Origin of the sequence: Amorphus orientalis (assembly GCF_030814015.1) — a bacterium.
In the GTDB taxonomy this organism is placed as follows: domain Bacteria; phylum Pseudomonadota; class Alphaproteobacteria; order Rhizobiales; family Amorphaceae; genus Amorphus; species Amorphus orientalis.
On sequence record NZ_JAUSUL010000002.1, the window covers coordinates 713,359 to 725,652 of the forward strand.

Genomic DNA, 12,294 nt, shown 5'->3' on the forward strand with positions numbered 1-12,294 from the left:
AGGTGGCGATCGAGGTACTCCGCGATCTGCGCGGCCTGCGGGTGCAGGTCATTCATCCGCCTGACGCGGAGGGGCAGGGCCTTGTCGAACAGTTTCACCGGATCGGGTGTCTGACCGAAACTCAATGGCCCGTTCCGGACGATTTTTCGCCGACGGCGGACGTCGCCGTGCTGGCGATCGAGTACGAGGCACGGGATCAGATCCGGAAACTGACGAAGCACCGCGGCGGGCAGATCCAGCCGACCATCATCGCCATCGTCGGTTACGAGGATCCAAGCACGCTCCAGATCGTGCTGGAAAGCGGAGCGCTGGCCATCGTGGAGCGTCCGATCCGGCCGTTCGGTCTCTTGTCGAACCTCACCGTGGCGCGAAGCCTCTGGCTGCAGCGCATGGAGGCTGAAAAGCGCGCCCGCAAGCTGGAGCGCAGGCTCTCCGGCATGCAGCAGGTCCAGAAGGCCAAGTCGATCCTGATGAACAGCCAGGGCATCACCGAAGACGAGGCTTACGGCATGCTCCGCAAGCAGGCCATGGCCAAGCGGATGGCGATGGAGGATCTGGCGGCTGCGATCATCAATGCGAACGACGTGCTCGGCGGTGTGAATGGGCTGGACAAGCCCGCTCGATCGAAAACCCGCTTGCGTCCCGCGGAGGACGATGCTTAAACTGTGAGCATGCGGAGGAATTGCACAGCCGTGCGTTCCTCCGCCCATTGAGGCGCCGACAAGGATGTCGGCCCGCGCGGCACAGTGGCCCCGGAAGACCTGACAGGTCTTCGCGGGGCTTTTTTGTTTCCGCCGCGTAGCGAGTGCCGACAAGGATGTCGGTTCGCCTGTGACAACTGATTTTTGGTCCGCGACTTCGGTCGCCATCCGGATCGCCGTGGGGAAGCGGCGGACCCACGCCGGAGCTCGGACTTTTGACACGCAGAGGGGACTTGCTGATGTCGTTTAATCGCCGTTCGTTCTTGAAGAGCAGCGCGCTCGCCGCCGGTGCGCTCGCGACCCCGGGCATTTTCCATCGTGCCGCAATGGCCGCCGATGAAATCGAGGTCGGCGTTCTCTTCTCTCAAACCGGGGGCTTGTCGATCATCGAGAAGTCCTTGTCCGATGCCACGCTGATGGCGATCGACGAGATCAACTCGGCCGGCGGCGTGCTCGGGAAGCAGATCAAGCCGCTCGTGGAGGACGGGGCGTCCGATCCCAAGACCTTCAACGAGAAGGCGTCGAAGCTGATCATCCGCGATCGGGTGCCGACCGTATTCGGCTGCTACACGTCCGCCAGCCGCAAGGCGGTGCTGCCCGTGTTCGAAAAGCGCCGGAACCTGCTCTTCTATCCGACCTACTACGAAGGGTTCGAGTGCTCCAAGAACGTGGTCTACACGGGCGCCGTTCCGAACCAGCAGCTCTCGAATTTCATCCCCTGGATCATCAACACGCTCGGCAAGAAGAAGTTCTTCATCGTCGGCTCGAACTACATCTATCCGCGCGAGATGGCGAAGGTGTCCAAAATCCTCATCGAGCAGAACGGCGGGGAGTGGATCGCCGACGAGTATCTGGAACTCGGCCACTCCGAATGGGGGGCGATGGTCAACAAGATCAAGTCGTCGGGCTGCGATGTGGTGCTGTCGAACGTCGTCGGTGATTCCGTTGTCGCCTTCTACCGCGAGTACAAGAACCAGGGTATCAGCCAGGCGGACCTGCCGATCTGCGCGACGGTGACGTCGGAGGTCGAGATCGCAGCCATGGGCGCCGAATACGCAGCCGGCAGCTACACGTCGTTCCCCTATTTCCAGGCGATCGATACGCCAGCCAACCATGCCTTCGTCGAGCGCTACAGGAAATTCGTCAACGATCCGAAGGCCGTGACCCATCACGCGATGGCCTCGTCCTACTTCCAGGTCTTCCTGTGGAAGCAGGCGGTGGAGAAGGCCGGAGAGGCGACCCCGGAGGCGATCGTCGCCAACGTCGGCGGCCAGTCGTTCGATGCGCCCGACGGCAAGGTCACGGTGGAGGCGGCAAACCTGCACACCGCCATGACGCCGCGTATTGCCCAATGGAAGGCGGACGGACAGGGCGAGATCGTGGAAGCCTACGATCACCCGGTCTTCCCGCTGCCCTACGTGGCCTACGGCGAGACCCAGGACAATCTGTTCTGTACGGCCCAGGGCCTCGATACGAGCAAGCTCAACCAGTAGCGCGTCTGAGTGCCCACTTTTCGGCGCGTCGTAGCGCGCCGGGATTGCTGCACTGCGTGTGATCGTCCGGCGCCGCGGCGCCGGGCGGGCCTCTCCGCCACGCAAGAAGGACGATCATGGTCGATATTCTGTTTATCGGGCTGAGTCTGGGCTCGATCCTGCTGCTGATCGCGCTTGGCCTATCCATCACCTACGGGGCGATGGGGGTCATCAACATGGCTCATGGCGAACTGGTCATGATCGGCGCCTACACGGCGGTGCTCGCAGGCATCTATCTCGGGGCCAACATCTTCGTCGCGATGCCTCTGGCTTTTGTCGCAACCGCGCTTCTGGGTTGGCTGATCGAGGCGGTGGTCGTGCGCAGGCTCTACGGACGTCTGCTCGATACGCTTCTGGCCACCTGGGGCGTGGCGATCCTGATCCAGCAGGCCGTACGCCTCGAGCTGGGCCTGACCTTCTTCGGCATCCAGATTCCGGGCCTCGGCCCGGGGCTCCAGAACGTAAGCGTTCCGGAGATCCTGTCCGGCACCGTCGCCATCTTCGGCGAAGAAGTGAACGCGTACCGGACCTTCATCATCTTCGTGACGATCGTGCTGACGGTTCTGACGTGGTGGATCCTCTACCGCACGCCGATCGGCACACAGGTCCGCGCCATCATCCGCAATCCGCAGATGGCGGCAGCGTGCGGTATCGACGTCAAGCGCGTGAACGCCATGACGTTCGCCTACGGCTCGGGACTTGCCGGGGTCGCCGGCGTGATGATGTCGGGCTTCAAGACCGTCTTTCCCGATATGGGGACCCCGATGGTCGTGGACGGCTTCCTTGTGGTGGTCGTGGGCGGCGTCGGCAGCCTGCTCGGCACCGTGGCCGCCGCAGGGCTCCTGGGCGAGATCAACGGCGTGTTCGCGTCCGTCACCAACGACATTCTCGCGCGCGCCGTCGTCTTCGCCACGGTCATTCTGATCCTGATCCTGAAGCCGGCCGGCCTGTTTTCCTTCAAGGGGCGCTGAGATCATGTCCGAGACCCTTCAGCGCCGCCTTGAGATTCTCGCCTACGCGACGTTCATTGCGGTGATCCTGATCCTGCCGGCCTTCGCCGACATCTTCTGGCTGAACCGCTTCGCCAAGTATCTCGTCTACGGCATGCTCGGCATCGCCATTGCCATGTCGTGGGGTTACTCCGGCATCCTCAACCTTGGGCAGGGGCTGTTCTTCGGTGCCGGCGCCTACATGCTGGCCATGTCGCTGAAGCTCGCGAGCCCGACCAGTCTGGCCCAGGGGTCGGACACTCCGGTTCCGGACTTCATGCTGTGGAATGCGGAACCGGGTGCGCCGACGGACCTGTGCTGCATCACCGGCGGCTCCTGGCTCTGGATGCCGTTCCAGTGGGTCGGCTTCGGCGCCTTCATGGGGATCGCGCTTCCCGTGCTGCTGGCCTTCACCATCGGCACGGTCATCTTCCGCCAGCGGATCTCCGGCGTGTTCGTCGCCATCATCACACTGGCGACCGTGCTGCTGGTCCGGCTTCTGGTCATCGATCTGCAGCCGATCACCAACGGCTTCAACGGACTGACGGACCTGGCCTGGCTGACGATCGGGGGCTTCGAGTTCGATCCCTATCTGCTGGCCACCTACTACCTGATCGCCGGCATCCTCATTGCCGTGCTGATCGGGGCTCGGCTTCTGGTCGCGACCCGGGCCGGCCTCGTGCTTCAGGCGATCCGCGACGATTCCAACAGGGCCCGCTATCTCGGCTTCGACGTGCCGAAATACCAGACCTTCTTCTTCGCGGTCTCCGCCGGCATCGCCGGTCTCGCCGGCATGCTTTACGTGATCGTCGCCGAGTTCGCCTCGCCGACCTTCATGGACCTCACCTTCTCCATCACCATGGTGGTGTGGGCGGCGGTCGGCGGCCGCAACTCGCTGCTCGGCGCCTGCATCGGCGCGATCCTCATCAACACGATCGAGGCCTCCATCAGCGAGACGGAGATGTTCGTCGAGGCATGGAAGGCGATCATCGGCCTGATCTTTGTCCTCGTCGTGCTGTTCCTGCCGCGCGGCCTTGCCGGCTTCGCCCAGGACGCCAGCGCCTGGGTCGTCGGCAGGCTTAATCGCGGCGAGGGAAGTCCGGCGTCGGCCGTCGGCCAAACCCGCAATCAGGCCGCGGAATAGGAGGGGGCAATGGCGAACAAGTCAGCCCTGACCATCGACGCGCTGGAAGTCGATTTCTCCGGCTTCAAAGCGGTCGACGGCGTCTCGATGGTCGTCGAGGATGGCGAACTGCGCGTGCTTCTCGGTGCCAACGGCGCCGGCAAGACGACGCTGATGGACCTGATCAGCGGCAAGACCAAGAGCACCGGCGGGCGTGTCTTCGTGGGCGATACGGAGATCACCAATGCCGAAGAGCACCGGATCGCGCGCGCCGGTATCGGCCGCAAATTCCAGATCCCCAGCGTGTTTCGCGAACTGACCGTCCGGCAGAATCTCGAAGTGTCCAGCATCAAGAGACCGGGCGTGCTCGCCAATCTGGGTCTTCGCTTCTCCTCCTCCCAGCGGGAGCGGGTGGAGTCGATCCTCGATGAGATGGGCCTCGTCGACGTCGCCAATGAGACCGCCGGCGCGCTCTCCCATGGTCAGACGCAATGGCTCGAGCTCGGCATGCTGTTGATCCAGGAGCCGCAGATCCTGCTGCTCGACGAACCGACTGCCGGCATGACCCAGGCGGAAACCCTGAAGACGTCGCAGATCATCAACAGGCTGAAGGGACGGCACACGCTGGTCGTCGTGGAACACGACATGGCCTTCGTCCGTCAGATCGCCGAGCGGATCACCGTCATGCATCTCGGCAAGGTGCTGGCGGAGGGGCGCATCGAGGACATCGAGACCAACGAGGCCGTGCGCGAGGCCTATCTCGGATCCGGGGGCATTCACTGATGCTGGCGCTCAGGGACGTCGACAGCTTTTACGGCTCCAGCCACGTGCTCCACCAGGTCGGACTGGAGGCGAAGTCGGGCGAGATCCTGGCGGTGCTCGGCCGCAACGGCGTCGGCAAGACCACACTGCTGAAGACCATCATGGGGCTAACCTCGTCCCATACCGGGGCGATCGAGGTCGACGGGGCGTCGATCTCGGAGATGCAGACCCATCAGAGGGCGCGCAGCGGCATTGCCTATGTGCCGCAGGGCAGGGAGATCATCCCGGACTTCACCATCCGCCAGAACATCCTGATGGGCTGCTTCGCGCGAAAGGACGGTAAGCGCGCGGTGCCGGAGCTCGCGATGGAGCTGTTTCCCTATCTCGCGGACAATCTGAACCGGCCGGGCGGCGTGCTCTCCGGCGGTCAGCAGCAGCAGCTTGCGATCGCCCGGGCGCTGGCCGCCGATCCCCGGGTTCTGCTGCTCGACGAGCCGACAGAAGGAATCCAGCCGAACATCGTCGAAGAAATCGAAGCGATTATTGTCCGCCTGAACAAGGAAGTCGGGCTGACGGTGGTCCTCGTCGAACAGAATGTCGGTTTCGCCCGCCAGGCCGCCCAGGGCTTCGTCCTGATCGAGAAGGGCCGTGTGGCGGAGGCGGGGCCGACCGCGGAACTCACCGACGACCTCGTGCAGAAGCACATGGCCGTGTGAGGCGAAACGCCTGCCCGGTCGGGTGGGCGATGGGGACGGCGGCCCGGCGATGAAGCCGGATCGCCCGCTGTCCTGGATGCCGGGATCGAGTGTGCGCCAGAGCGTGGGCCCCTCGAACCGGGACGGATGTCCCGCGCCAGCGTCGCCGCGGGGAGGATCGACGACACCGAAATCAAAGAGGGAAACCGACATGTTGCACGGTGACATCTCCAGCAGCCACGACACGGTCGGCGTGGCCGTCGTGAACTACAAGATGCCGCGGCTTCACACCAAGGCCGAGGTTCTGGCCAACGCGCAGAACATTGCCGACATGCTGGTCGGCATGAAGCAGGGCCTGCCGGGCATGGATCTCGTGATCTTCCCGGAATATTCGACCCACGGGATCATGTACGACCAGAAGGAAATGTACGAAACGGCGTCGAGCATCCCCGGCGACGAAACCGAAATCTTCGCGGAAGCTTGCCGTAAGGCAAAGGTCTGGGGTGTGTTCTCGCTCACGGGCGAGCGCCACGAGGAACACCCGAACAAGGCCCCCTACAACACTCTCATCCTGATGAACGATCAGGGCGAGATCGTACAGAAGTACCGCAAGATCATGCCCTGGGTGCCGATCGAGGGATGGTATCCGGGCGAATGCACCTTCGTGTCTGAAGGTCCGAAGGGCATGAAGATCAGCCTGATCATCTGCGACGACGGCAACTATCCGGAGATCTGGCGCGACTGTGCCATGCGCGGCGCCGAGCTGATCGTCCGCTGTCAGGGCTACATGTACCCGGCAAAGGAACAGCAGGTGGTGATGGCCAAGGCGATGGCCTGGGCGAACAACACCTATGTGGCGGTGGCCAACGCCGCCGGTTTCGACGGCGTCTATTCCTATTTCGGCCATTCGGCGATCGTCGGCTTCGACGGCCGCACCCTCGGCGAGTGCGGTGAGGAGGACATGGGCATCCAGTATGCCCAGCTGTCGCTGTCACTGCTGCGCGACGCCCGCAAAAACATGCAGTCGCAGAACCATCTCTTCAAGCTTCTGCACCGGGGCTACACCGGCACGATCAACTCCGGCGACGACATCCGCGGCCACGCGATCTGTCCGTTCGAGTTCTACAAGAACTGGGTCACCGATCCCGACGGCACGCGGGAGATGGTCGAGGGCATGACCCGCACGACCGTCGGCACCGAAGAATGCCCGATCGAAGGCATTCCGAACGAAGCCACCTCGCACCGCTGATCTGTCCTGCCGGCCCGTTGTCCAGCGGGCCGGCAGGCCCTTTCCGTATCCGCCCCTTTGGTCCGGAGACCCGTGTCATGTTGCGCATCGAGACGATCCTGGGCAGTGCAACCGGCGAAGCTTTCGCTGGCCGTCTGCACGATCTCGCCCATCGGGATGCGGTGGAGACCGTCCGGCTTCCGGAAGGCGATGTCGCACGTCGCAAGCTCCGGGTCGTCACCGACAAGGGGACCGACATTGCGATCGCTTTGCCGCGAACCCAGCGGCTCCAAGATGGGGCGGTGCTGGTCTGCGATGACGACCGGGCAATCGTCGTGCGTGTCGACGAGATCGAGTGGCTGCCGCTGGAGCCGATCGATGCGGCAAGTGCCGTTGAGCTCGGATATCACGCAGGCAACCTGCACTGGCGGGTGCGGTTCTCGGGCTCGACGCTTTTCGTCGGCCTGGAGGGCCCGGTCGATACCTATCTCGCGCGGCTCAAGCCGTTCGTGTCCCAGGAGCGGATCCGGGTTGGGAATCCGGCCGTGAACGTGGCCGGAGCGGAGCCGGCGTCCCATGGTCACGCTCATCATCACCATGACGGGCAGGCGGGACACTCTCATCCGTCGGAGGAGACGGCATGACCGCGCTCCTGACCGCGATCCGTCTTGCCGACAGCGCCTTTCCGAGCGGCGCGTTTGCGTTCTCGCAGGGCCTGGAGCCGATGCTTGCGGAAGATCGCGCTGCGGGCGCAGACGCCGTCCTCGGCTTCATACGCGAACAGCTCCGATTGCGGTTCCTGACCGCGGACCGGGTCGCGCTGGTCCGGGCTCTCGAGCTTGCCGACGACGAGGACGCGCTCGCCGCCGTCGATCGTGCGTTTCACGCCGCATCTCCGATCGAACCCCATCGCACTGCATCCCTTAGAAACGGGGCGGCTCTGCTTGCCGCCCACGTGCGCCTGGGAACGGCTGGCGCCGTCTCTTATCAGCGGCGGATCCGGGTGCAGCGCGCCTTCGGACATCTGCCCGTCGTCCAGGGTCTGGTGTTCGGCGGGTTGGGGCTTGGCGAAGGCGAAGCGGTTCGGGTCGCAGGCTACGGCCTCGTCATGGGCATGGCTCAGGCCGCACTCCGGCTCGGCCGGATCGGTGCGATAGACGCCCAGCGGGTCATCGCCGACGCCCTTGCCGACCTCGAGGCGATTGCCGACGAACCGGTCGGCGATGCTGCCCCGGCCAGCTTCACGCCATTGTCCGATATCGCCGCCATCGGCCATGCCCGTCACCGTGGGCGGCTTTTCGCGTCCTGACGTTCAGGGAGAATCAGGGTGCTTCTTACACCGACCGAACTGGAACGGCTGACGATCTTCACCGCCGCCGAGCTTGCCCGGAAGCGGCGGGCGAAGGGGCTGAAGCTCAACTATCCCGAGACCGTCGCGATCCTGACCGACGAGATCCTCGAAGGCGCACGGGAAGGGCGGTCCGTCGCCGACCTGATCTCCTGGGGCAGCCGGATCCTGACCTACGACGACGTGATGCCGGGGGTCGCCGATCTGTTGCCGATGCTGCAGGTGGAGGGTGTTTTTCCAGACGGCACCAAGCTCGTCACGGTGCACGACCCGATCCGGCTGGGTGAGCCGCCGGAGGGCCTCGACCCGCCGGGCGAGATCCTGGCTGGCGCCGGCGAGATCGAGCTCAATCCGGGCCGCGACCGCGTCGTTCTCCAGGTGGTCAACACGGGCGACCGGCCGATCCAGGTCGGCAGCCACTACCACTTCTTCGACACCAACAAGGCGCTCGATTTCGATCGCGCGGCTTCCTACCGGTGCCGGCTCGACATTCCCGCCGGCACGGCGGTCCGCTTCGAGCCCGGCCAGTCGAAAGAGGTGTCGCTGGTGCCGTTCGGCGGGCAGCAGGAGATCTCGGGCCTCAACGCCCTGAACGACGGACCGACGACGGACGAGGATAAGGCTGCCGCCCTGCAGCGGGCGCGCGACCGCGGGTTCAGGGGCGCATAGGAGCAGGGCCATGGCAACGATTTCACGCGCCGACTATGCCGCAATGTACGGCCCGACCACGGGCGATGTGGTCCGGCTCGGCGACACCAGTCTCCTTGCCGAGGTGGAGAGGGACTACGCCGCTTACGGCGATGAATGCCTGCACGGCGGCGGCAAGACGCTGCGCGACGGGATGGGCCTCGTGGCGGGTGCCACGAGCGCGGACGGCGCGCTGGACATGCTGCTGGTGAACGTCCTCGTCATCGACCCCGTACTCGGCATCGTGAAGGGCGATCTCGGCATCAAGGACGGCAACATCGTCGGCATCGGCAAGGCCGGCAATCCGGCGGTCATGGACGGGGTGGATCCGCGCTTGATCGTCTCGACGGCAACCACCGTGCGCGACTGCGAGGGCATGATCGCGACGCCCGGCGGGATCGACGTGCACGTCCATTTCGATTCCGCCCAGTTGTGCGAACATGCGATCGCCGCAGGCGTGACCACGATGATCGGCGGCTCGCTCGGGCCGATCACCGTCGGCATCGACTGCGGCGGGCCGTTCAATGTCGGTAAGATGCTGCAGGCGGCCGAGGCCTGGCCGATCAATTTCGGCTTTCTCGGGCGGGGCAACACCCACAAGCCGGAGTCGCTTCCCGAGCAACTCGCCGCCGGTTGCCTCGGCCTGAAGATCCACGAGGACTGGGGTGCGATGCCGGCGGTGATCGACACCTGCCTTCGGGTCGCCGACGACCTCGATTTCCAGGTCCAGCTCCACACCGACACGCTGAACGAGTCCGGTTTCGTCGAGGATACGCTCGCGGCGATCGGCGGCCGCACCATCCACATGTACCACACCGAGGGTGCGGGCGGCGGCCACGCGCCGGACATCATACGCGTGGCCGGCGTCGCCAACTGCCTGCCGTCGTCGACCAATCCCACCAACCCGTTCACGGTGAACACCTTCGACGAACACCTCGATATGACGATGGTGTGCCATCACCTGAGCCCGTCGATCCCCGAGGATGTCGCGTTTGCAGAAAGCCGCATCCGGGCGCAGTCGATCGCGGCGGAGGACGTGCTGCACGATCTCGGCGCGATCTCCATGCTGGGCTCCGACAGCCAGGGCATGGGCCGCATCCACGAGGTGATCTGCCGGACCTGGCAGCTCGCGTCGAAGATGAAGGACCAGCGCGGCCGCCTGCCGGAGGAGAAGACGGCGCGCGGCGACAACGAGCGGATCAAGCGCTTCATCGCCAAGTACACGATCAATGCCGCCCGCACGTTCGGGATCGCCGATCATGTCGGATCGCTGGAGGACGGCAAGATGGCCGACGTGGTCGTCTGGCGGCCGGGCTTCTTCGGCATCAAGCCGGAACTGGTGATCAAGAGCGGCTTCATCGCCTGGGGCGCGATGGGCGATTCCGCCGCCTCGCTGATGACCTGTGAACCGCTCCAGATGCGCCCGCAATGGGGGGCTTTCGGACGGGCCAAGCAGGCGCTCTCGGCCTGTTTCGTCCATCCCAGCGCGATCGAGGCGGGCATCGCCGACACACTCGACCTGAAGAAGCGCCTGCTGCCGGCGCGGGGCACACGGACGCTCACCAAGGCCGACATGTTCCGCAACGACGCGGTGCCGGAGATACGCGTCGATCCGCAGACTTTCGACGTCTTCGTCGACGGCGAACTGGCCACCTGCGAGCCGGCCGAACGGCTGCCGCTCACCCAGCTCTACATGCTGCGCTGACCGCGAGGATATTGCCATGCACGGATCGCATTCCATCGATGTGCTCGAGGTTCCGGCCGGCGTGGGCGGCGCCGCGCGAGTGGGTATCGGCGGGCCGGTCGGATCCGGCAAGACCGCAATCCTGGAGGCCCTGATTCCGGTCCTGACAGGGCGCGGCACCGATCTCTGCGTCATCACCAACGACCTCGTAACCGACGAGGACGCCCAGCGCATCCGTTGCGGCGGCTTCATCGATCCCGCCCGTGTCTCGGCAGTGGAGGCGGGAGCCTGCCCGCACACCGTGATCCGGGAAGACCCGACCTTGAACATCGCGGCCGCTGACGATCTGGAGATGCGGTTTCCCGGGACGGAGTTGATCCTGATCGAGAGCGGCGGCGACAACCTCGCCTCCACCTTCTCGCTCGATCTGGTGGACTGGTGGGCGTTCGTGATCGATGTTGCCGGTGGAGATGACATTCCGCGCAAGCGGGGACCCGGCGTCATCCAGGCCGATCTCCTGATCATCAACAAGATCGACCTGGCGCCCAATGTCGGTGTCGATCTCGCGGCGATGCACGAGGAGGCGGTCGCCGTGCGCGAGGGGCGTCCGGTGCTGCTGGCCAACGCTCGCAGCGGCGAAGGGATGACATCGCTCGCCGACGAACTCGGCCGCGCGGTCCTGTTCGACCGATGACGGCCGCGCCGCCGCACCGGTTCGCGACACAAGAGGCTTCGCGCGCGCTCGACCTCACCTTTCGGCGACAGCGCGGCCGCACCCGGCTCGGCGAGCAACGGGTGCGCTATCCCTTCCACATCACGCGGCCATTCCATTTCGATACGGCGGTCGCGCCGGGTCTGGCGACGCTGTACCTGCAGTCGGCGTCCGGGGGCTACTATCGTGGCGAGCGGCTTCTGGCGCGGGTGCGCGCGGAGCCAGGCGCGGAGGTCTGCGTCACCACCCAGGCGTCGACGATCGTGCATCATGCGCGGGGCACGGCGACAGTTGCCGACACCCGGATCGAAGCCGAGGCCGGGTCGGTCGTCTTCCACATGCCGGACCCGCTGATCCTGTTGCCTGGGGCGGATCTTCTGACCACGCTCACGGTCCGGCGCGCGCCGGATGCGGCGGCCGTCGTGTCGGAGGCCTTTCTTGCCCACGATCCAGACGGCGAGGGCCAGCCGTTCGCGCGGCTCGACAACGAGATCCGCATCGAGACGCCGGACGGCGTGCCTGAGGCCATCGACCGCATGGTCGTGGACGTGGACGGGCTGTCGGTTGCGCGGCGACTGGGCGGAACGATCGCGGCCGGCGGCGTGCTCATCGTCGGGCCGCAGGCGGCCGCCGCCGACCCGCTGGCGGTGGAGGCGGGGCTCGGACCGATCGACGGCGCCCGCCTTGCCGTCAGCCGGCTCCCGTTCGACTGCGGCCTGACTGTGCGGATCGCGGCCGGCTCCGGCCGGGAATTGACCGCCGCGCTTGACGCGTCCTTCGCAGCCGCCTTCCGGCTGATCTACGGCGGCGAACCCGCGCGCCGGCGCAAATAG

General features: G+C 65.4%; 13 protein-coding genes. All 13 read left to right on the forward strand.

Annotated elements, in window-relative coordinates; all coding sequences use genetic code 11:
- Positions 1-2: 2 nt before the first annotated feature.
- The 13 genes from J2S73_RS11075 to J2S73_RS11135 all read left to right on the forward strand — a co-directional run bounded on the left by J2S73_RS11075 (position 3) and on the right by J2S73_RS11135 (position 12,294).
- The gene (locus J2S73_RS11075; protein ID WP_306885591.1) at positions 3-662 is read left to right on the forward strand and encodes an ANTAR domain-containing response regulator; all 660 of its coding nucleotides are present in this window, start codon (positions 3-5) and stop codon (positions 660-662) included.
- A 278-nt stretch (positions 663-940) separates the two neighbouring features.
- Positions 941-2,194, forward strand: coding sequence for a transporter substrate-binding domain-containing protein (locus tag J2S73_RS11080; protein WP_306885592.1), 1,254 nt, complete (start codon positions 941-943; stop codon positions 2,192-2,194).
- Positions 2,195-2,310: 116 nt separating this feature from the next.
- On the forward strand, positions 2,311-3,204 hold the full coding sequence (urtB, locus tag J2S73_RS11085; RefSeq protein WP_306885593.1) for an urea ABC transporter permease subunit UrtB: 894 nt from the start codon (positions 2,311-2,313) through the stop codon (positions 3,202-3,204).
- A gap of 4 nt (positions 3,205-3,208) precedes the next feature.
- Positions 3,209-4,366 carry an urea ABC transporter permease subunit UrtC gene (gene urtC, locus J2S73_RS11090; protein WP_306885594.1) on the forward strand — a complete coding sequence of 386 codons (1,158 nt, stop codon included), beginning with the start codon at positions 3,209-3,211 and terminating at the stop codon, positions 4,364-4,366.
- Between the two features lie 9 nt (positions 4,367-4,375).
- Positions 4,376-5,128, forward strand: a complete 753-nt coding sequence (gene urtD / locus J2S73_RS11095; protein ID WP_306885595.1) for an urea ABC transporter ATP-binding protein UrtD — start codon at positions 4,376-4,378, stop codon at positions 5,126-5,128.
- The gene (gene urtE / locus J2S73_RS11100; protein WP_306885596.1) at positions 5,128-5,823 is read left to right on the forward strand and encodes an urea ABC transporter ATP-binding subunit UrtE; all 696 of its coding nucleotides are present in this window, start codon (positions 5,128-5,130) and stop codon (positions 5,821-5,823) included. Before urtD ends, urtE begins: the two co-directional genes overlap by 1 nt.
- Positions 5,824-6,013: 190 nt before the next feature.
- Positions 6,014-7,051 carry an aliphatic amidase gene (locus tag J2S73_RS11105; protein ID WP_306885597.1) on the forward strand — a complete coding sequence of 346 codons (1,038 nt, stop codon included), beginning with the start codon at positions 6,014-6,016 and terminating at the stop codon, positions 7,049-7,051.
- Positions 7,052-7,128: 77 nt separating this feature from the next.
- Positions 7,129-7,674: an urease accessory protein UreE gene (gene ureE / locus J2S73_RS11110; RefSeq protein WP_306885599.1), complete on the forward strand. Its 546-nt coding sequence runs from the start codon at positions 7,129-7,131 to the stop codon at positions 7,672-7,674.
- 80 nt (positions 7,675-7,754) lie between these two features.
- Positions 7,755-8,339, forward strand: coding sequence for an urease accessory protein UreF (locus J2S73_RS21645; protein WP_370874437.1), 585 nt, complete (start codon positions 7,755-7,757; stop codon positions 8,337-8,339).
- Positions 8,340-8,357: 18 nt separating this feature from the next.
- On the forward strand, positions 8,358-9,047 hold the full coding sequence (locus J2S73_RS11120) for an urease subunit gamma (RefSeq protein ID WP_306885602.1): 690 nt from the start codon (positions 8,358-8,360) through the stop codon (positions 9,045-9,047).
- Positions 9,048-9,057: 10 nt separating this feature from the next.
- Entirely contained in the window at positions 9,058-10,770 is a 1,713-nt protein-coding gene (gene ureC / locus J2S73_RS11125; protein WP_306885603.1) for an urease subunit alpha, read from the forward strand.
- 16 nt (positions 10,771-10,786) lie between these two features.
- Complete coding sequence (gene ureG, locus J2S73_RS11130) at positions 10,787-11,443, forward strand: urease accessory protein UreG (protein WP_306885604.1); 657 nt, start codon at positions 10,787-10,789, stop codon at positions 11,441-11,443.
- Entirely contained in the window at positions 11,440-12,294 is an 855-nt protein-coding gene (locus tag J2S73_RS11135; RefSeq protein WP_306885605.1) for an urease accessory protein UreD, read from the forward strand. The genes ureG and J2S73_RS11135 overlap by 4 nt, the downstream gene beginning before the upstream one ends.